Origin of the sequence: Membranihabitans maritimus, from assembly GCF_021729145.1 — a bacterium.
GTDB lineage: Bacteria > Bacteroidota > Bacteroidia > Chitinophagales > Saprospiraceae > Membranihabitans > Membranihabitans maritimus.
Window position 1 is genome coordinate 25,918 of the sequence record NZ_JAJSLW010000012.1, and the last position, 20,591, is coordinate 46,508.

A 20,591-nucleotide genomic window follows, 5' to 3' on the forward strand; every position below is an offset into this window, starting at 1 on the left:
AAAAAAGAAAATACAGAGGATCGAAGCCTTTTCGTTAAAGTACCTGCATACCTTTTTTCTATACACTTCAACTTCCTTTTCCTTCAAAAAGTTCATAAAGTATTTCCAAATTGGGCTCAAGGATAATTTCGGTGCGGCGGTTTAACATTTTATTCTCTTCAGTATCATTGGGTGCAACCGGGGCGTAAAAGGCCCGACCTGATGCTGTAATTCTCTCAGGGTTCAGACCATTTGCTGTGAGTATTTGCACCACGGCAGTAGCACGCTCAACACTGAGTTGCCAATTGCGAAAAGGTGTCCCATCCGAGTCCGTATGTCCTTCCACATTGATATTGATATCCCTTTGATCACGCAGGGCCCCGGCCAGCTGGATAAGGGCTTTTCTTCCCTGGTTGTCAATTACATTACTTCCCTTGGCAAATAGTAATTGCTGGCTGAGGGTCACATATATCTTCCCTTCTTCCTCACGTACTGTCAGATCCGCCTCTGAGAAGCTTCTCAGGGCTTCTGTAATTGTCTGACGGAGGTTGGCCATTTGGGCCTGTTGTGCGGAAGATTCTTCGCGTAATTGCGCAAGTTTTCGCTCCCTTAGTTCGATATCCCGCATCAGACTATCTAGAGTGCGCCTTTGAATATTGAGGTTTTGTTCTTTTTCTGCCAATTCGCGGCTGAAAGCGGCCATGTCTTCGGAATACGTAGTGATGAGTTTGTCTTTTTCTTCCAGAGCGTTGTCATATGACTTTTGTAATTGTTGGTGGCTACCTTCCAGTGCTGCTAATTTTTGTTTGGTAGAACCCAGTTCTTCGCGGAGTGTCTCCAGCAAGTCCGCTTTTTGCCGGAGGTCTGCGATGACCTGTTCGTTATATTCATTGGTCTTTTGGAGCTGGGTCAACCTACGGTCAGTGGACCGATATCGTTTATCCAGTTCTTCATATTTACTCGAAGAAACACAAGAAAACATTACCCCTCCTAAAACCAACACAACAAAAAAAGTTCTCAACATTAGCACAATGATTTGAATTGCAAATATAAAATTTAAAAAGTTTGGCAGTAGGTTCCGTTGAAAAATTATCTGTATTTTCTCCTATTCTTTAGAATTAAATGGTTTTTAGCTACTTTAGTAGCTCTATGGAGGCAAGGATACTATTGCTGTTTAACATTCATTATAACCTTACTTCATTGTATGTAAGATAAATCTGTCTTATATTTTATTTTGAGTATTTAATATTTATATCATTATTTTGATTTTAAGGCAACTTATTTATAAATGGTTATTGCACATTATTCAAACGAATTTAAAATTCTATTGATATTCCTGACCTTGGGGTTAACATCTTGTAAACAAAGTGCCGATGAAGCGGGGCCCGGGAATAGTATATCGGTAACACTCCAAGATAGCGTTTCGTTCAATGGACTTAGTGATACCCTTTTTTCTGATTCTTCCAGTTATTTGTTTTTAGTAGAAAATCCGGCGGGGAGCTATGATTTCCAGGCGTATAGTTTTTCAGATCATACATGGTATGATATCCCATCTGTTTTGGATCGCAAATTCCTACCAGGGCCTCTGCATCAGGGAAAGTTGATTTATAGGCGGGAAAACATTGGTGGTTCGTTACCCTTCTATTTAATGGGTAAGTCTGTGGATCGGGGAGATGTTGTCCCAGTCTCTTCACTGGGGCAATTAGAAATCAATAATGACGGTCAATTGACATCACATATTTTGATACCTGAAAATGTTTCATTGAGACTGGACCGATGTAATTCATTTGACGATTGGTTCACAGTTTGTGATGACTTTAGGTCTTTTATACAAGAATGGTTGGAGAAGCAATATGCACCTAGAAGGATACGAAGAGTGCAGTGGAAACCCATGGATTTTAAAGAATTAGCCAATTAGCGGGTGTGTAAAAAAATGGAGATATTTAGCTAGATCAAAGAGGTTACTCCGAAGCCTATGCTATTTTTAAACATTACTGCCAATAAAGGCTATAGCCGAGGTCCGGAAACTATGTGTAAAGGGCCGTTCTATTTCACTATTTTTTCTATTTCTGATAAAGGGATAATAGTTAATTCGGCATCCAATTTATTTGAATGATAAATTATAAACAGATGATCTTGGTATTCAATGACATAAGGATAGGCCCATTGCTGATTGGTATAATCTCCTCCTCCGTTAAAATAAGATGGGTTTGGAGGGCCCCCCGGTCTTAGACGGAAAATAGTAGAAAACTGGTTGGTTCCTTTGGCTCCGATGCTTAAACAGATCCATTTCCGTCCATTCAAATTACTCACTAAATATGGTCGCCCGGTAGACAAAAATCCCCCATAAGGTTTGGCTCTGGTAGCCGGAAAATCGGATATTTGAATGGGGCTCCAGGTCTCTCCATAATCCTCACTGATAGCGTAACAAAAATAGTCCTTGTCTTCTGGGTGTTCATAGTTTCGAATGAATAAAATTACCTTATTTTCAAAAACAAAAGTAGTGGGTTCGGGGTACCCTTTTACAAATTTTTGCGGCAATGAAACCGTTTTCCAATGATCAGGTCGATCTTTTGAACTAATGGCAACAACTGCCTTTAGGTCCTTATTTAAGCCCGACATAATGTAATTTCCATTCGGTAATAGTCGGGGTTCATCCATCGGAAAAAAGTTATCAATTACTTTTCCTTTCGAAACCCAGGTCTGTGTTGTTTCTTCAAAATAGAATCGTTCTGTAAAAAGATCTGTTAAAAAAATCCGAACTCCATCATAGATCCCACTTGTATGTCCCGTAAAACTTGCTGTGAAAAAATTAAGAGTATCTTGTATGGACCAAAAAGAACCGTGACTATGATTATACATACCATCCACCACAGGTGCCAATACTTGTTCATCCTGCCACGTCTTGCCCTGATCTAATGAACGTTTTACCTTCACATGTTCCAGCGGTCCATTTTCTTTAACCCCTTCTGGCCCTGTAGCCCAGGAAGCATATAATATACCCTTATGTTCCCCAATAGCACATCCAATTAAAAATGTAGATGGCAATTCAGCCCACCGCACTTTTACGTGTTTGATATTTTCCTGGGGAAATAGGGGCGGCTCTATAAAATCCAGGGTGTCTCCTGACCAAAATGAAATTTGACTGTAACAAGTATTCCCCAATAGAACTAAAAAATATAATAAAAAGCTAGTAGAAATTTTCATTTAAATCCATTTTATCATCCTATTATTTGAAATATGACTATTCTCCCGTTTCCAATGAACCGCCGCTATAGAGGCGTAGATCTAATACACCTTACTCTCCTGTCATTCTTTCCCTATTTTCGGGGATAAATCGTAATATGACTCATAGTATCCCTGGAAATTCTCTTAAAGAGTAAAAAAGAGGTATTTACTCCTTTTGTATATGTAGTTACAGATAAAAACAGTACAATTAATACACCCAAAATAGGAAAAAGATGTGGTATTTTATTGGGTCAATACAGTGATTTTCTTTGGATATTTGCCGGGTCCATGTTCATCAAAAGATTACCAGGAGCAGTTTTTAGGCGTTTTATTATTGAAAAATGATCAATGTTGAGGGGGGGTGTTTTTATAAGTATCTGTAAGTCAGTTGAAAATTGAGTTTGTTGAACGATGTTGCTAATATTATTAACTCAGGAAAAAGGAGAGGGAAGACCTGTTTCATTGTCTAATGGGATATCACCTTACTCCTGGGGGCAGATTCAATGGTGGAAGAATTGACATAGCAAGATTATTCTTATAGGTCTACGGGTTTAGAAACAATAGGTATTTTAAGCTATAGTACGAAAGCCCTTGTGGTCAAAATATATTGATAATTGAAGGTATAGATTAAAATAATTCTACTAAAAGAACTTCAAATAGATAAGGGACAAGTAATCAACTAAAGGCTAATAAATAAGAACATTCGATCACTTTCCTATGAGAGGTTTCTTCATTGAACTACCGTATTAGCTACAAGTGGTTTTTCGGATAGAAGTTTGTAGTTAGGAAGTAACTTGCCGGAAGTTTGAACTTCATACTTATCGATATTCTTATTCAGGTTCCCGGATGGGAATTCATCATAAGCAGCTAACGAATGATCAATATTGAGATTTTCGAGGTGATAACTATTTTTATCATATATTTCCGCTAAAGTCCAACAAGCAAAAAGTAAAAATATGCCTGCTGCTATTCCGATCCATCGGCGTGTCCTGTGATTTTTTTTGTGAAATTGTTCAATCGACAAATTATGTTCAACTTTTTGCCAAACCTTTGGGTCAGGAGCCACACGCGCATTATTTAATTTATCTCTTAAATTATCCATTTTGTATCAATTTATTATTTAAGGAACGGATCCTGTTTTTTTTTAATTCTTCTTGTAATTTCCTTTTTGCCATCAGAAGCTGAGATTTTGAAGTATGTATACTTATATCCAGCATATCTGCTATTTCCCTGTGTTTGTACCCTTCCACTACATAAAGGTTGAAAATAGTCCGGTACCCTTCCGGCAGTTCTGCGATCATTTCCAATAGTTCATCTTCCCCCAATTGGCTGACGGCGTCAGAAGGTATTTCAATTTCTACATTGTCCAGTGGAATATGTAAAAAACTTCGCTGTTTTTTTCGCAAAACCATAAGACATTCATTTATCATAATTCTTTTCATCCACCCTTCAAAACTTCCATTGTTCTTATACGTTTTGATTTTAGTGAAAATTTTAAAGAATGCCTCTGCCACAGTATCTTCAGCTTCGTGTTTGCTTTTTAAATACCTTATACCTATGGCCATGAATACAGGTGCATATTGGTTGTAAACTTCCTTTTGGAATTTTCGTTTACCTTTTTTTAGACCTTTTATGACCTTTAGTTCGTCCATTGCAGTAATATAGATGAGAAAAATGGTTGAATTGTTGTATAAATATCCGTAAAATTTAAAATATTTGTTTTCTAAATAATATCAGAAAAATGACAGAATTGGCCGCGCGCTACGAAGCAGGAAGTATCGAAAAAAAATGGTATAAGATATGGATGGAGAAGGACTATTTCAAGTCTGTACCGGATGACAGGGAGCCTTATGCTATGGTTATTCCCCCGCCTAATGTTACAGGTGTGTTGCATATGGGGCATATGCTCAATAATAGTATACAGGATATTTTAATCCGCAAGGCTAGACTCGACGGTAAGAATGCCTGTTGGGTTCCTGGAACTGACCATGCTTCGATAGCTACAGAAGCTAAAGTTGTAAAATGGTTGCGTGAGAAAGGGATGACCAAAGGAAGTTTGTCCCGGGAGGAATTTATGAAATATGCATGGGAGTGGACTGATAAGTACGGGGGTATTATATTGAATCAACTGCAGAAACTGGGGGCGTCTTGTGATTGGTCGAGGACCGCTTTTACGATGGATGAAGTGCGTTCTGATCAGGTAATTAATGCATTTGTAGACCTGTATAACCGGGGTAAATTGTACAGGGGATTAAGAATGGTGAACTGGGATTCAGAGGCGAAGACTGTATTGTCCAATGAAGAGGTATTGTATAGTGAGGAACGGTCAAAATTATATTATGTAAAATATAAGGTGGAAGATACGGATGAATATATTACCATAGCGACTACAAGACCTGAAACCATTCTTGCAGATACGGCTATTGCCGTCCACCCAGGTGATGAAAGATTTACCCGTTTCAAAGGAAAAAGGGTACGGGTTCCTATTGTAAACAGGTCAGTTCCAATTGTTTTTGATGAATATGTAGAGAAAGATTTTGGTACGGGAGCACTTAAAATTACACCTGCCCATGATATGAATGATTACGAGATCGGTTTGCGGCATGACCTTGAAGTCATTAATATATTGAATGAAGATGCTACGATTAATAAAAATGGTGCCCAATATGTAGGTAAGGACCGTTTTGAAACCAGAAAAAAAATTGTTATCGATCTCGAAGAGGCAGGGCAATTAGAAAAGGTAGAAGAGTACACAAATAATGTCGGGCGTTCAGAGCGAACAAACTCTATTGTTGAACCTCGATTGTCCAAACAGTGGTACGTGAAAATGGAAAAACTGGCTGGACCGGCTCTGGATGCCGTTATGGAAGATAGCGTTCGTTTTTTTCCTGAAAACATGAAAAATACCTATCGCCATTGGATGGAGAATATCAGGGATTGGTGTATATCAAGGCAATTGTGGTGGGGACATAGAATTCCGGCATATTATTACCGGGATGAAGTTTTTGTGGCTGCTACCCGGGAAGAGGCGTTGGAGTTGGCGAAGAAAAAATTGGATAACAATGAGATCGTTGCATCGGACTTAAAGCAGGATGAGGATGTATTGGATACCTGGTTCTCAAGCTGGTTGTGGCCATTTTCTGTTTTCAATGGTATGCGCAGTAGCGAAGAAGTAAATTATTACTATCCCACAGCATCCCTGGTTACCGGTTGGGATATTATTTTCCTTTGGGTGGCAAGAATGATAATGGCTGGTTATGAATGGAAAGGAGAAAGGCCTTTTAAGGAGGTTTATTTCACTGGAATGGTAAGGGATAAGCAGCGTCGGAAGATGAGTAAGTCACTGGGAAATTCTCCGGATGCACTGGAATTAATTGATCAATTTGGGGCTGACGGTGTCCGGTTTGGCCTATTATCATCTTCTCCGGCCGGAGGGGATTTGTTATTTGATGAAAAACTTTGTGAACAAGGCCGGAATTTTTCAAACAAAATGTGGAATGCCCTTAGACTTGTGAAGGGCTGGAAGATAGATGATTCCTCAGTTAGGCCTGAAGACGTCGAAATGAGGCTTCTGGCTATCCGGTGGTTTGAAGGTCAATTCTATGAATTATTGGATGAGTTGGATGCAGATTTTAGACAGTACCGATTGTCGGATATCGCCATGAAATTGTATAACTTTATTTGGAATGAATTCTGTTCATGGTTACTGGAAATGGTCAAGCCGGCATATGGGGATCCCATCGATCTGGAAAGTTATAAACTAATAAATCAATTGCTGGAAAACCTAATGATTGTTTTACATCCTTTTATGCCTTTTATTACGGAAGAAATTTATCAGAATATACGGGGAAGAGAAGAAGATGATCATATTATAATAGCTAAATGGCCGCAAAGAAAGGAATCCGACAATAGCCTTTCCGAGGGGTTTGCATTACTGAAAATATTGGTTACCAGTATAAGGGATGTAAGAAACAAAAATCAGATAAAACAAAAAGAACTTCTTACCCTGCAGTTTATGAAAAGCGAATCGGCTGCCATGATGGTTAATTCCCATGGGTTGAAGAATTTGTTAAGGAAGATGGGGTATGTCAAAGATATTGAGTTGGTATCGGAAGCCCCGACAGTTCCCCATGGAAATATTGTGGCTCAAACGCTCAAGGCTTTTGTTTTGTTACCCAATATCAATCTCGAAGAGGAACGGGAGAAATTGCTAGCCGATCTAGAATATGCTAAGGGGTTTGTAAAGAAAATAGAGGGAAAATTGAAGAATGAACGTTTTGTAAATAATGCGCCTGAAGCAGTGGTAGAAAAAGAAAGGAAAAAATTAAATGACGGACTTTCACGAGTGGCAATGCTTCAAGAAAGCCTGGAAAGACTGGGATGATGTATGGATTCATAACGTATTAAATAAAATCAAAATATAAATATAGCCTGTTTTTATTTGACCATTTTTTTAGTGGTATTTTTGGTATTTATGAAATTATGCTGTATATTTAGATTAAATGAGAAAATGGTCCCAATAAAGTAAACAAAACCGATTTTACAAAGCTTTACGCTTGTTTATAATTAATAATAAAATAGTCACGAGAGTATCGTGGCTATTTTATTTTTTACCGTGTGGATCATTTCTTTAGTAATCCCCAGATGAGTGACAATACGTATCCACTCACTGTCTATAGCCAGACAAAAAATATCTACCTGTTCTAATTCCTTTACAAATCTTGCTGAAGGCATCCCTGCTATTTTAAACACGAGGATATTGGTAGCAGGAGGTTTTATCTCCTTTACGAGACTACAATGTCTAAGCGTATTTGCTATTTCCAGTATATGTTTGTGGTCAATTTCCAATCTTTTTATATTATTATCCAAAGCGTAAATTCCTGCTGCCGCAAGGAATCCAACTTGTCTCATACCTCCACCCAAAACTTTACGTATTTTTCTTGCTTTTTGTATTATTGTCGATGTACCCAGCAAAAGGGAGCCGACAGGGGCACCCAACCCCTTGGATAAACATACTGATATGGTATCCGCTATCTTACCCCATTCTGAAGGCGACTCTCCGGTTTCTACTAGTGCATTGAAGATTCTCGCACCATCAATATGGAATTTTAAACCTTTAGCTCGACATAATGCTGATATAGCGGATGCTTCTGAAAGTGTATAGTAGGTTCCGCCCCCCATATTGGTTGTGTTCTCGATAGTCACAAGTTTACTTTCCGGAAGCCAGTCAAGATTTTGCCTAATTGATTCTTCAATTTGAATTGGATTTATTTTACCATTGGATGAATCAATACCCTTGTATGAAATACCGGATAAAAAACTGTATCCGGCACTTTCATAATTGAGTACATGGGCATTGGAGGCGCATATCATCTCATCTAATGGGGAGGTATGTAGCTTTATCGCTAATTGGTTAGCCATAGTTCCAGAAGGGCAAAATAATGAGGCTTCCATTCCAAACAGGTTTGCTATTTTCTCTTCCAATTGATTGACTGTAGGATCTTCCCGGAATACATCATCACCGACCCGGGCTTTTAGCATTGCATTGAGCATCTTTTGCGTAGGCTTGGTAACGGTGTCAGATCTAAGGTCTATGGTTACATTTTTCCCCATTAAAATTATAGTGCTTTTATCTGATCAAATGTAAAGAAAAGTTCAAGAAAATATACGGAATTGCTCCTATAGTGTATGGGGTAAAGATTGGAAAGAGATTTCCAGAAAGTACACATATACAGGTTTTGATTAGATTTCCAGCAGTACTTATTATACAAACTTACCCACTCCTTGCAAGTCTCATATGGGTTTTCAAGGTTTTTCATACCAGTGTCAACGCTGCGTAATCATATTTTATGTACCAATAACGTATGGATTGACTTGACTTTGCTGGTTGTGAATAGGACAATTACTTCCCTTTATATGTTCCCGAAAAAGCTGTCGATATTGTCTGAGGAGAACGTAAACCTTGGTAACCTGTTCAATTTCTGTAAACATCTCACTCAATTCACCTTTAGGATAATTACAGGATGTGAGATATTCTTCCTTTTCCCTATCTACGCACACTTTTTTTAGCTATTATAATTTTCGGGTGAGGTATAGGTGCTTATAGGAGTAGAATTAGTCGATATGATTTATATTTTTTGCATTATTGGTAAAGAGTCAATGGTAAGTACAACCTGCATGGGAAGGTATATAATTTTCTTAGATGTGTTCCTGGAATAAACCGGATAAAAAGATAGACGTTTAAAAAATGGACCTGATCCGTAGATCATACTAGTTATCTTAATCTTCAGGTATTCGATGGGCTGGGTTGATTTACTACGTCTTCCATATCCGGGATAACTAGAATTTGTATGTACAATATGGGGAATAACAATTATATTTGTGGGCTATGGAAAAAATTAGGAACTTTTGTGTAATTGCGCATATTGATCATGGGAAAAGTACTTTATCCGATCGTTTATTGGAGTATACAAATACTATCAATGAGAGGAAAATGAAGGACCAGGCCCTTGATAGCATGGACCTGGAAAGGGAGAGGGGGATTACCATAAAAAGTCATGCTATACAGATGTATTACAAACATACAGATGGGGATACCTATACTTTTAATTTAATTGATACCCCCGGACATGTTGATTTTTCCTATGAAGTTTCCCGATCGATTGCAGCCTGTGAGGGGGCACTGCTCCTAATTGATGCTTCGCAAGGGATACAGGCACAGACTATTTCCAACCTTTATCTGGCCTTGGAACACGATCTGGAAATTATTCCAGTACTTAATAAAGTTGATATGGATTCTGCTATGGTGGAGGAGGTCAGTGATGAAGTGGTTGAATTACTGGGGTGTAATCGAGATGAAATCGTGTTGGCTAGTGGCAAAACAGGATTGGGAGTGGAGAATATACTCGCGGCAATTGTTGACCGTATACCTGCACCTGCAGGCGATCCAAAAGCACCACTACAGGCATTGATTTTTGACTCGGTTTTTAACCCGTTTCGGGGAGTCATTGCTTATTTCCGCATTTATAACGGAACATTGAAAACAGGGGACGATGTACGATTCGTACATGCCGATAATGAATATGAAGCGGATGAAATTGGCGTATTACAATTGGATATGGTGCCTAAGAAGGAACTCCAGGCGGGTAACGTTGGGTATATAATTACAGGTATAAAGGTTTCTAAAGAGGTAAAAGTTGGGGATACGCTTACCCACATTGAGAATCCTTCGGATTTGGCAATACGTGGATTTGAAGACGTAAAGCCCATGGTATTTGCGGGAATATTCCCCATTGATAATGATGATTTTGAAGATCTTCGCGATAGTTTGGAAAAGCTCCAGCTAAATGATGCCAGTCTGGTTTTTGAGCCTGAGTCTTCAGCTGCATTGGGTTTTGGATTTAGGTGTGGGTTTTTGGGAATGTTGCACCTGGAAATTATCCAGGAACGTCTCTCGCGTGAATTTGACCAGGAGGTAATTACCACTGTGCCGAATGTTTCGTACTATGCTTATATGTCCAGTGATCCCGACGAGAGAATCATTATCAATACCCCCAATGACCTTCCGGATCCCAATAGTCTGGATAGGGTCGAGGAACCCTATATACAGGCACAAATTATTACAAAACCTGATTATATTGGTGGTATTATGAATTTGTGTCTCGACAAAAGGGGGCAATTGGTCAAGCAGGTATATCTTACCCAGGAACGGGTAGAAATGACATACGAGCTACCGTTGGCTGAAATTGTATTTGACTTCTATGATCGATTGAAGTCGATTTCCAGAGGCTACGCATCTTTTGATTACACCCCTTTGAATTACAGGGCTTCTGATCTTGTGAAAATGGATATTCGTCTTAACGGCGATGTAGTCGATGCGCTTTCTGCTTTGGTGCATCGTGATAAGGCTGAGTATATAGGCCGGAAGATCTGTAAGAAGTTAAAAGAGTTATTGCCGAGACAACAATTCATGATTGCTATACAGGCTTCGATTGGAGCTAAGATTATTGCCCGGGAGACTATTTCAGCACTGCGCAAAGATGTAACTGCAAAATGTTATGGTGGAGACATATCCCGGAAGCGAAAGCTTCTGGAAAAACAGAAGAAAGGGAAAAAGAAAATGCGCCAAATAGGCAATGTAGAAGTACCTCAAAAAGCATTTTTAGAGGTTTTGAAATTGCAGGATTAACGGGGTAGAATTCTTTATTTTCCAAAGGTAAACCTAAGATAAATACGGGAATTCTACCATTACATTAACCGTTTTCGTCCGTAGGGCTTATTCTGGAAAAGATATTTTATTGACTCCCTAAATCCGGGAAGTAGTTTTCCGATCGAATTAATTCATTATCCCTACTGCCAGAATATTAGCACAGTAGTCGTTCCGTTTCAGCGGGGCATTTCCGGACCAACACCTGAGTCCATTTGATGGAATGGGAAATGTTATATTTTTTCCTTTAACTATTTTCAATTTATACTTTTGGTCTTCCACATTTTATAAAGAACTGATAATCATGGCAACTTTAATGCCCCGTCCTCGCCGGTCACATAAATCCGGGCGGGTTTGAAAAACCATTGCTGTTCTGTGTATATTGCTAAAATGACATAGTTATAAAAGTTTCAAAACTGAACATATTTTTTGGTCGTATAATTACCATTTTCGGTTATAAGCCTTATCAATAGTAGTCCTTTCGAGGTGGATGGAATGGGAATCGACATTAGAGGTGAAATAGTGTGTATGGTTTTAATTACGGATAAGTTGGTATCGAATATTTCAATCTTAGTTATTTTTTCCGAAAGGTCTTTAATTTGAATATTAATATTCCCTCTATGGTCACCAGGATTGGGGAAAATTAGGATATTATTACTGAGTTCCCGGTCTAAATTACCGGAGGTTATTGTCCGGTCAATGACCAGAGTATTGCTTATACAACCATTGTTGTCCCTTACTATTAATGAATAAACTTTATTGTCTTCGACGTTTGTGAGATTTTTTGTAGAAGATATTTCGATATTATTCTCCATCCAGGAATACGAATATGGAGGAGTTCCACCATTGATATCTATTGCTATATCAATTCTCCCATCGTGCTCAAAAACTTCATCAAGTGTCGTAATGAGACTGTCAGGTCCTGATACTGTGGCAGATAATTCAAAAACACAGCCGCTTCCTTCTGTTATAAGTACCGAATACGTTTGGTCGCTATTGATCCCGTATATATAATCTTCTGTACTTCCATTTGACCATTCGTAGGTAATGGGTTGGGTCGAATTCCGTAAGGCAACAGATATATAGCCTTCAGTACCGTTATTACATTGTGGGGGTTCGGTATTTAAAAAAGCCCTGACATCAGAATCTTGCACAATTACGGTTACTTCCGCCCACATTGTATCTCCGGGGGAGGGAATGTAAAAATACCGGTCTAGATAGGTTCCCGGTTCTTCAATATTACCACTTCCGTTTCCTATCAGGCGAACATTTCTTGTTGTTTGACAAATTCCGGATAAATAAGGTTGTTCATACGTAGCTTTTCCATTGCAAATAGATGTCATTACGGTATCCTGGTATATAAATTTCAGGTCACTGGTGTCTATAATTTCTACATTTATGGTTTGAATATTAGCGTTTCCCACTCCATCTTTTACGCTAAAAGCGACCTCATTATCCCCAATATCATCACAGGTGAAAATGGATTGTGACATGTCAAAGTTTATTTCATCATTGCACCGGTCATTTCCCCGAATAAAAACATTTTGGGGATCAAGGGCTGCCATCCCTTGTTGGTTGAGTATAAGACGAAGGTTTTTCCTCAGAATAACATTTTCAGGCGGGTGTACGTCTTCTGTATAAATATAAAATGAATCCGTTACCGTACAATTTCTTCTGTCTGAAATAATTACCGAGTAGGATCCTTCTGATAGTTGGTCAATTTCAAGGTTGTTATTTTCTCCATTTGACCAATTAATTTCCAATGGCAATACTTCCCTGTCCGGGAAAAGCCGGATTGAACCGTTATTACTTGATTGACATTCTGTGGGCATTAATTCATGTGTCACAAGCAATTGACAAGGTCTTGCTCGTAAATTGTACGTTTTTTCTGTCGTACAGCCGTTAATGTCTGTTGTTTGAATGTAAATTATTCCGGTGTCTATATCGGTTAGGGTGTAGATGGAATCAAAAGATACATTCATGGTATCTTCAAACCTGGAAATTTTAACATTAAAGGGGGCGGTACCTCCATTTATTGAAAAATCAATAAATCCATTGTTTAATGTATTTGTTGTAGGGCTACTGACGAAATCGTTTATAACCAGGCTATCGGGTTCGGAGATATTAAAAGTATCCGTTATAAAGGATTCTCCTTCGGTATTATAAATGGTGAGAAAATAACTTCCCCCTGAAATATATACAAGATCCTGGCTATTCGCACCCGTATTCCATTCATAACGGTCGATTTGACCCGGAATATTAATTTCCTGGAATATGATGGCCCCGTTAGCTGCACCTTTACATGTAGGGGCAGCCAGTGTATCCAATATATATTCAACCTGGGCATTGGAAAAATACCCAAAACATAACAAAGGAAGTATGTATATCCATCTTTTCATAATTCCCATTTTAATGAGAAATCAAATGAAAAGATAATAAAAAGACTGAATATCAACAAAATATCTTTTTGGCATATATCTTTTACAGTGAATTTGACAAAGTAAATAGCCGTTGTGATTTGCTGTTCAATTCCCTCTTTTATTCGTAAACAAAGCTATTCGGTGAAGGGGGATTATGTAAGAATAATTTATGGGACCAGATTTTGTCCAAATAAGGAATCGACAAAAGCTCTTTTATTGAAAATTTGCAGATGTTCGATACCCTCCCCAACACCAATATAGCGGATGGGTATCTTGAATTGGTCTGAAATACCTAGTACCACGCCCCCTTTTGCTGTGCCATCCAATTTGGTCATTGCTAATGCAGAAACTTCTGTGGCTTCAGAAAACTTAGAACATTGTTCGAAGGCATTTTGTCCGGTTGAGGCATCTAATACGAGCAATACTTCATGCGGTGCCCCATCAAGCGCTTTACCAACAGATTTTTTAATTTTCGAAAGTTCACGCATCAAGTTGATTTTCGTGTGTAGTCTTCCAGCCGTGTCCACGATGGCAATGTCCAGTTTATTATCGACAGCATGTTTTACAGTTTCATATGCGACAGCTGCTGGGTCTGCATTCATACCTTTTGAGTAGAAATCGCAACCCACCCTTTCAGACCAAATTTCTAATTGCTCTACAGCTGCAGCCCTGAAAGTATCACCTGCACCCAATACAAGGCTGTAGCCTTCCTTTTTATATTGGTGGGCTAGTTTACCAATGGTAGTCGTTTTACCAACGCCATTAACACCAACAACGAGTACTACATGAGGCTTCTCACCGGATGTGATTTTATAGTCTTCCAGGTCTATGGTATTGTTTTCAGCCAGGAGTTGTATAATTTCATCCTTAAGGATGGAATTGAGCTCTGATGTGTTAATATATTTATCCCGGGATACCCTTTCTTCCAGGCGGTCGATGATCTTAATTGTTGTATCCAATCCCACATCTGCCGAGACTAAAATTTCCTCAAGTTCATCGAGGAATTCTTCGTCTACCGTACTTTTCCCGGCTACTGCTTTTGTGATTTTGGAAAATATATTTGTTTTGGTTTTTTCAAGACCTTTATCAAGGTCTTCTTCCTTTTCCTTTGTAAAGAACTTTTTAAAAAAACTCATACACCTGATGATTTACAATTTCAATATAAAAAAAGGCTTTCCGATTAGAAAAGCCTTTCAATGTACTCCATTTTTTTTTTCGCTTATTTATTGGCGAAAAATTCTTTGGACTTGTCCTTATGAACAATCATTTCTTTAAAAGAATATTTCCCTGTTACAGGATCTTTTATACTTTTTATAACTTTTACATGGTCTCTACCTGAACCTGCATTTGCAGCCCTTTGAGCAACCCTTGCGTTTTTTGATACTTTCTTTGCCATAATTCACTTATTTTATTTCTCTATGAACAGTATACTTTCTCAAAATAGGATTATATTTCTTTAATTCCAACCTTTCAGGGGTGTTTTTCCTGTTCTTTTGAGTAACATATCTGGATGTTCCGGGTTTTCCGGAATCTTTATGTTCAGTACATTCTAATATAACCTGAATTCTATTACCTTTTGATTTCTTTGCCATTACTAGTAAAATTTATAGTTTAACCGGAATATCTTTTCCTTTTTTTTGCAACTTTTTCAAATAGGCATAAATCCCTAATTTATCGATTGTACGCATTGCTTTTGTACTGACTTTCAAAGTTACTGATTTATCCAATTCCGGTATATAAAATTTCTTCTTCTTCAAATTGGGTAAAAATCTTCTTTTTGTCTTCACATTTGAGTGAGACACGCTATGACCGACCATTGGTCTTTTTCCGGTTAGCTCACATACCTTTGACATAACATTTAATTTTTATCTATAATTTATACAATGTACCCGGAGAACATGTATTCCGGAATTTTAAACTAAGCTATTTTTTGTAGCTTTTTAAATCAAACTGACGATACAAACTCAAGTTTATACCTTATATAGTATCTTTGGTGATTCTCACTTTTGAGAATATAAACATACCACGTTTTTTCATTTTGTGACCTCGGCAGGATTCGAACCTGCAACCTCCTGATTCGTAGTCAGGTGCTCTATCCAGTTAAGCTACGAAGCCCGGTGTTATGTATCCAATGTACAAAATTGGATGCAAAAATAATAAAAATTATGAATATTAAAAGCTTTTATAGAAATACTTGCCTTACAATATATTATATCTTGATAAATTTCAAATGGGTTTTATGGCCATTCTGCTCCAGAAGTATAACATAAGCGCCAGCGGTTAATTGCGAAATATTGAGTTTTTCAGTATTCCCAAGGCTGGGATCTATATCCCCTTCTGCAATAATTTTTCCGAGGTAGTCAATAATGCTGAAATGGACGTTAGCACTGAAATCAATAGTGGAAAATTCAAAATTGATTTCATTCGTGGCGGCATTCGGATACACGTTGAGTCCCTTGAGGGGAGAGGATGTATTAGCCGGTTGGAATTGTTCGGATACACATTTAAGGCAGGCATTTGCATTTAGATATCCACCGGAGAGTGTACGTTGGCCCAAATCAGATGCAGAAACAGCAGTTTCAAGAATACAGCTTTTGACGGCATTTAAAAGAAAATTGGGGGAACGGGTAATGGCCGATTGTAAGCTGTCAAGTGGCAATGTATATGCCAGACTAATTAGACCAGCAACCTGGGGAGTAGCAAATGAAGTTCCCGAATCCATAATAAAATTTCCATTGGATGCCATTGTAAGTATGTCAGCTCCAGGGGCGGCTATATCGACATTGATCGATCCGAAACCACCCTGTATATCATCCATATTATCAATAGATGTAACGATAATTAATTGTTCCGAAGAACAATCACTTGGAATATCTCCAAAGTTATCTACATTCGTTTCATTATTGGTAGTGGCTCCTACACTTAAAATTCCTACGGAACCCATTTTATTGAACATTTCACAATATACGGGAACGTCAGATTCAAAAAGTCCGTCTTCCCCGAAGGAACTATTTGTCGTAACAATAAAAGCTCCTTCTTCTCCATCAGTTTCATTGTAACGTTTTCTCATTTGATAGAAATACTCATAGGCTTCAATAGTGATGGCATTGGTGGCGCGATTGGTCAGTGAAACAGGCAATACTTTTGCTTGCCAGTTGATTCCTGTAATTCCTATTCCATTGTTGCCGCGCGCAGCAGCGACCCCAATTACACCATCTCCGTGACTACTGGGGTCGATAGGGTGAATCCCATTCTCGTCATTGAAATTCCATCCCATGACATCATCAATATAGCCGTTTTGATCATCATCAATTGAATTATTAGGAATTTCCCCGGGGTTTGTATAAAAGATATCTTCAAAATCTGTTTGCGAAATATCCAATCCCGGTTCCAAAATGCCGATTACCGGTTGATGATATGAAGTCAAAACAGATCCAGTGGTCTGATCCCAGGCTTGAAACATTTTGATCTTTTCCAGGTACCATAATTCGTCATTTCTGGGATCATTCGGGACATTATCCCGGAAATGGAAGATATAGTTCTTTTGCCAAAGTTCTATCATAGGACAATCCTCAATCAACGTTTCGAAATTTATAGGTCGTCGTGTATGTATGGTAGAATGGATTTTAAAAGCATTTATACTTTTGGCCAATAATTTGATATCGACCGGATAGCCCTGGTCTGAAAAATATTCTTTTAACTGAGATGAATTAAATTCCGATTTCAGCGTAATAATATAACCTTCCCATTGCGATTTGGCAGAAACATTATCAACAGAAAAGATTAAAAATAGAAATAGAGAAAGCAAATACTGTACCTTCACACCAATAATTTTATAACTTATTGATTAATGACCACAAATTGGTTATTATTGTTCGTGGCTAATCTTTTAATATTTGTTAGGTTAAATTTTTCTAAATCCATAGCCATTTGCCATTCTGGAGTAGGTGTGTTCAGGTTAAGTGAAAAGATTTTTGATCCTTTTCCCATCCAAATTATGTCATTGTCTCCAATGCAAAAGTCTTCAGATTCCTGAATTGTTTTTTGTACTATAGCCACTCTTCCTGATCGAATACTATATTTTTTTAAATGCCAATATTCATTACTGTATTTGTGAACAAACATCAGGTGATCGGAATCTTGAAGATGAATGGAGCGTCCCACATCCCGGGAAATGAGCTTTTTAGATTCATTCAAAGTGTTGTATAGATAAAGATTTAACTGGTTGTCTTCCAACAAAACCAAGGCAATATTCTCTTGATCTATTATTTGATAGTATGCTATATTTGAATACTGGATAACCCGTTTTATTTGGCCTCTTTCAAGGCTCCAAAGTTCCTGATGTTGGTTTTTTTTATCCAGCTTTACAAAAAATATTTTACCATTGAATACACTTGGTGAAAACTCTTGCTCTCCGGTATTAGTAAGGTATTTTAATTGCCTCTTTTGTAGATCCAACTTTACTAAATCAGTATTGTTTCGAATGAAACTTCCTCGGGAACAAGCAAGATAAAGCTCTGATCCGACATAAAAAGGTTGATTATTATAGCCTCCCTTATTGAAGGATGAAATAAGTTCGATGTTATCAATGTTATACTTTCCACCAGTGCTTGAAGTACTAATATAATATGCTTCAGAAGGGTCTTGTCCGTGGCATATCAATGAACAAAACAGAAAAGAAAAAATCCAATATATCGAAGTATTCATTTATTTTTTATTAGCTGATTGAAATATTCGAGACCAGCGTATCCCATCGCTTAAATTACTATTTTTTAATGACATCCAAATAAAAAGAGGTTTTCCTACAATGTGGGTTTCCGGGACATATCCCCACACCCTGGAATCCTCGGAATTATGACGATTATCTCCCATCATCCAGTAATAATTGTACTTGAAAGTATATTCATTAGCTATTTGTCCGTTTATATAAATTCCGTCATTTTTCACTATAAGCTCATTGTCTTCATACACTTGTATTACCCGCTCATATACAGCTAAATTTTGCGGTGTTAATTCGATGGTCTCCCCCGCCTGAGGAATGTGAATAGGACCAAAGTCATCAAATGTCCATCCAGGGTAATGTTGTTCGTCATGTGGGTAGAGATAATTTTCATGGTGGGAAGGTTTGATATATTCTACCGTTATATCATTTCCAAGGGTTTTAATTTCCTCAACCTCATTTTGACTTAAATTGTAATAGCCCTGGTTGGCCTGGGCATGATCATTTATGTCTACTCCGATTCTATCTAAAGTATTGGTATTGACCGGACCTTGAGAAGAACTTATTTTGTAGGCAAATTGAGTCATTTCGGGATTTTCGATAGCGGTTCCGTCAATGTATACCGTTCCTTCTTTTATTTCCAGATCTTCACCGGGAAGTCCTATAGCCCTCTTGATGTAATGGTCCATTTTGTCCATAGGACGTGTTATGATTTCATTCTCCGGAACCTGGTTTAGCATACCCCTTCTTCTCAAATCATAAACGCTAAATGTTCTGTTGGGTGTTAATACAACTGAATCTCCTTCGGGATAGTTAAATACTACATTATCATAGCGATCAATTTTTTCCAATTTAGGTAATCGAAAATACGGAAGGCTGGGATTTTCCAGGTATGATTCGGCGTTAAGAAATCCTATCCTGTTATGAAGAAGGGGAACCATAGCTATCGTCATAGGGGTACGTATACCATAATTTACCTTAGATACAAATAAAAAGTCCCCGACTTTCAGTGATCCTTCCATTGATGAAGTCGGAATAATATATGCTTCTATAAGGAACATTCGAATAAAAGCAGCCGCAAAAACTGCAAATATTAATGAATCTACCCATTCTCTGGTTGGAGATTTTTGGAAAGGATTTTTAGAGGTTAATCGCTGTACTTTGAGATTATCTCCTGATTCCTTTGCTTCCCTTATTTTTTGATTGTATTCCCTTTCCTGGGTAACTACCGGACCGTTGTAATTGAGTCCGCTTTTTCCTAGAAGGTAAAATGATAAGGGGGCATACACAACTGATAACGCAGCATCCCAAAAGCTTGATTTGCCAAAAGAACGGACCATGTCTATCGTCATTCCGGCATAAATGAAAATATTGACGATAGGGATCAGTAACAACCAGGCGTGATTTTTGGATCGGCCGATTATTTCGGCCCAAATTCCAAAATTTACCCCCGGGATCAAGGCTTTTTGTGGATCTTTTCCCGCTTTTTCAAAAAGCTTTCGAAGCGATAAGCTTAACAATATGTATGAAACAATTACAAAAATTAATATACCCACGGTTAAATGTTATTTAGGTTCCAAATGTAATTAAAAAACTAAATAATGATCGTGGACTAAGTCAAATTTTCTATGTAGTACTTCGGATTATCGGCATAATGCAGAAGTTAGCTATACTTACTAAACCAAGGATATTCTATAGTGGACATTCAAAACAACGGGTGGGGTAGGGGGATGTTATGAAAGTGATAATTGTTTTCGATTAAATGGTTAATCAAGATTTGAATTTGCGATTATCCTTAAAATTGATGGCATCTAATGAGGTATGGATATCAATAATTACATAGCTGAAACAAAAGAATTTGGATTTTTGTAATGATTTGGAAGGTTCTTCCGGGCTTAAACTTTGTCATCGTTTGTCTAGGAAACTCAGATGATTTATTGATGTCAATCAGGTACGCGTTGGACCGTGCCTAATTACGGCATTTTTTCAATTGAATTAAAAACCGAATGAAGGTTTTGTAGGTTTTTGTTTATGAAGA

16 protein-coding genes and 1 tRNA gene are annotated in these 20,591 nt (G+C 37.9%); 3 read left to right on the forward strand and 14 right to left on the reverse strand.

The genetic code is table 11. The features are described from left to right. Positions 1-67: 67 nt before the first annotated feature. Positions 68-1,003 carry an OmpA family protein gene (locus LVD47_RS14985; RefSeq protein ID WP_236978276.1) on the reverse strand — a complete coding sequence of 312 codons (936 nt, stop codon included), beginning with the start codon at positions 1,001-1,003 and terminating at the stop codon, positions 68-70. 264 nt (positions 1,004-1,267) lie between these two features. Between LVD47_RS14985 and LVD47_RS14990 the strand changes: the two genes are divergently transcribed. Beyond that, positions 1,268-1,897 (forward strand): hypothetical protein, encoded by a 630-nt coding sequence (locus tag LVD47_RS14990; protein ID WP_236978277.1) that lies wholly within the window; start codon positions 1,268-1,270, stop codon positions 1,895-1,897. 128 nt (positions 1,898-2,025) lie between these two features. On the opposite strand, the gene LVD47_RS14995 is transcribed toward LVD47_RS14990, so the two are convergent. From LVD47_RS14995 to LVD47_RS15005, 3 genes are all read right to left on the reverse strand, one after another. After that, entirely contained in the window at positions 2,026-3,186 is a 1,161-nt protein-coding gene (locus LVD47_RS14995; protein WP_236978278.1) for a sialidase family protein, read from the reverse strand. 751 nt (positions 3,187-3,937) lie between these two features. Continuing rightward, complete coding sequence (locus LVD47_RS15000; protein ID WP_236978279.1) at positions 3,938-4,309, reverse strand: hypothetical protein; 372 nt, start codon at positions 4,307-4,309, stop codon at positions 3,938-3,940. Then, positions 4,302-4,859: an RNA polymerase sigma factor gene (locus tag LVD47_RS15005; RefSeq protein WP_236978280.1), complete on the reverse strand. Its 558-nt coding sequence runs from the start codon at positions 4,857-4,859 to the stop codon at positions 4,302-4,304. Before LVD47_RS15005 ends, LVD47_RS15000 begins: the two co-directional genes overlap by 8 nt. 89 nt (positions 4,860-4,948) lie before the next feature. On the opposite strand from LVD47_RS15005, the gene LVD47_RS15010 reads away from it, so the two are divergent. Continuing rightward, complete coding sequence (locus LVD47_RS15010; protein WP_236978290.1) at positions 4,949-7,591, forward strand: valine--tRNA ligase; 2,643 nt, start codon at positions 4,949-4,951, stop codon at positions 7,589-7,591. A gap of 197 nt (positions 7,592-7,788) precedes the next feature. On the opposite strand, the gene LVD47_RS15015 is transcribed toward LVD47_RS15010, so the two are convergent. Further along, on the reverse strand, positions 7,789-8,820 hold the full coding sequence (locus LVD47_RS15015; protein WP_236978294.1) for a threonine aldolase family protein: 1,032 nt from the start codon (positions 8,818-8,820) through the stop codon (positions 7,789-7,791). A 775-nt stretch (positions 8,821-9,595) separates the two neighbouring features. Here LVD47_RS15015 and lepA point away from each other — a divergent pair. Next, on the forward strand, positions 9,596-11,395 hold the full coding sequence (gene lepA / locus LVD47_RS15020; RefSeq protein ID WP_236978296.1) for a translation elongation factor 4: 1,800 nt from the start codon (positions 9,596-9,598) through the stop codon (positions 11,393-11,395). 428 nt (positions 11,396-11,823) lie between these two features. On the opposite strand, the gene LVD47_RS15025 is transcribed toward lepA, so the two are convergent. The 9 genes from LVD47_RS15025 to lepB all read right to left on the reverse strand — a co-directional run bounded on the left by LVD47_RS15025 (position 11,824) and on the right by lepB (position 20,109). Next, on the reverse strand, positions 11,824-13,812 hold the full coding sequence (locus tag LVD47_RS15025; RefSeq protein WP_236978298.1) for a T9SS type A sorting domain-containing protein: 1,989 nt from the start codon (positions 13,810-13,812) through the stop codon (positions 11,824-11,826). 188 nt (positions 13,813-14,000) lie between these two features. After that, complete coding sequence (gene ftsY, locus LVD47_RS15030) at positions 14,001-14,969, reverse strand: signal recognition particle-docking protein FtsY (protein ID WP_236978301.1); 969 nt, start codon at positions 14,967-14,969, stop codon at positions 14,001-14,003. An 83-nt stretch (positions 14,970-15,052) separates the two neighbouring features. Then, on the reverse strand, positions 15,053-15,229 hold the full coding sequence (locus tag LVD47_RS15035; protein ID WP_236978303.1) for a DUF4295 family protein: 177 nt from the start codon (positions 15,227-15,229) through the stop codon (positions 15,053-15,055). 7 nt (positions 15,230-15,236) lie between these two features. After that, entirely contained in the window at positions 15,237-15,425 is a 189-nt protein-coding gene (rpmG, locus tag LVD47_RS15040) for a 50S ribosomal protein L33 (RefSeq protein ID WP_236978305.1), read from the reverse strand. Between the two features lie 12 nt (positions 15,426-15,437). Next, positions 15,438-15,686, reverse strand: a complete 249-nt coding sequence (gene rpmB / locus LVD47_RS15045; RefSeq protein WP_236978307.1) for a 50S ribosomal protein L28 — start codon at positions 15,684-15,686, stop codon at positions 15,438-15,440. Between the two features lie 188 nt (positions 15,687-15,874). Further along, positions 15,875-15,948, reverse strand: a tRNA-Arg gene (locus LVD47_RS15050). A gap of 94 nt (positions 15,949-16,042) precedes the next feature. After that, positions 16,043-17,656 (reverse strand): S8 family serine peptidase, encoded by a 1,614-nt coding sequence (locus LVD47_RS15055; protein WP_236978309.1) that lies wholly within the window; start codon positions 17,654-17,656, stop codon positions 16,043-16,045. Between the two features lie 17 nt (positions 17,657-17,673). Beyond that, complete coding sequence (locus LVD47_RS15060) at positions 17,674-18,540, reverse strand: TolB-like translocation protein (protein ID WP_236978311.1); 867 nt, start codon at positions 18,538-18,540, stop codon at positions 17,674-17,676. Further along, positions 18,541-20,109, reverse strand: coding sequence for a signal peptidase I (gene lepB / locus LVD47_RS15065; protein WP_236978312.1), 1,569 nt, complete (start codon positions 20,107-20,109; stop codon positions 18,541-18,543). Positions 20,110-20,591 lie beyond the last annotated feature (482 nt).

What these genes read in the sequence shown, in the direction of transcription:
- LVD47_RS15025 (WP_236978298.1), bottom strand. Translation starts at nt 13,812, where the DNA reads ATGAAAAGATGGATATACATACTTCCTTTGTTATGTTTTGGGTATTTT.
- rpmG (WP_236978305.1), bottom strand. Translation starts at nt 15,425, where the DNA reads ATGGCAAAGAAATCAAAAGGTAATAGAATTCAGGTTATATTAGAATGT.
- LVD47_RS14985 (WP_236978276.1), bottom strand. Translation starts at nt 1,003, where the DNA reads ATGTTGAGAACTTTTTTTGTTGTGTTGGTTTTAGGAGGGGTAATGTTT.
- LVD47_RS15010 (WP_236978290.1), top strand. Translation starts at nt 4,949, where the DNA reads ATGACAGAATTGGCCGCGCGCTACGAAGCAGGAAGTATCGAAAAAAAA.
- rpmB (WP_236978307.1), bottom strand. Translation starts at nt 15,686, where the DNA reads ATGTCAAAGGTATGTGAGCTAACCGGAAAAAGACCAATGGTCGGTCAT.
- lepA (WP_236978296.1), top strand. Translation starts at nt 9,596, where the DNA reads ATGGAAAAAATTAGGAACTTTTGTGTAATTGCGCATATTGATCATGGG.
- LVD47_RS14990 (WP_236978277.1), top strand. Translation starts at nt 1,268, where the DNA reads ATGGTTATTGCACATTATTCAAACGAATTTAAAATTCTATTGATATTC.
- ftsY (WP_236978301.1), bottom strand. Translation starts at nt 14,969, where the DNA reads ATGAGTTTTTTTAAAAAGTTCTTTACAAAGGAAAAGGAAGAAGACCTT.
- LVD47_RS15015 (WP_236978294.1), bottom strand. Translation starts at nt 8,820, where the DNA reads ATGGGGAAAAATGTAACCATAGACCTTAGATCTGACACCGTTACCAAG.
- LVD47_RS15000 (WP_236978279.1), bottom strand. Translation starts at nt 4,309, where the DNA reads ATGGATAATTTAAGAGATAAATTAAATAATGCGCGTGTGGCTCCTGAC.
- LVD47_RS15005 (WP_236978280.1), bottom strand. Translation starts at nt 4,859, where the DNA reads ATGGACGAACTAAAGGTCATAAAAGGTCTAAAAAAAGGTAAACGAAAA.
- LVD47_RS15035 (WP_236978303.1), bottom strand. Translation starts at nt 15,229, where the DNA reads ATGGCAAAGAAAGTATCAAAAAACGCAAGGGTTGCTCAAAGGGCTGCA.
- LVD47_RS14995 (WP_236978278.1), bottom strand. Translation starts at nt 3,186, where the DNA reads ATGAAAATTTCTACTAGCTTTTTATTATATTTTTTAGTTCTATTGGGG.
- LVD47_RS15060 (WP_236978311.1), bottom strand. Translation starts at nt 18,540, where the DNA reads ATGAATACTTCGATATATTGGATTTTTTCTTTTCTGTTTTGTTCATTG.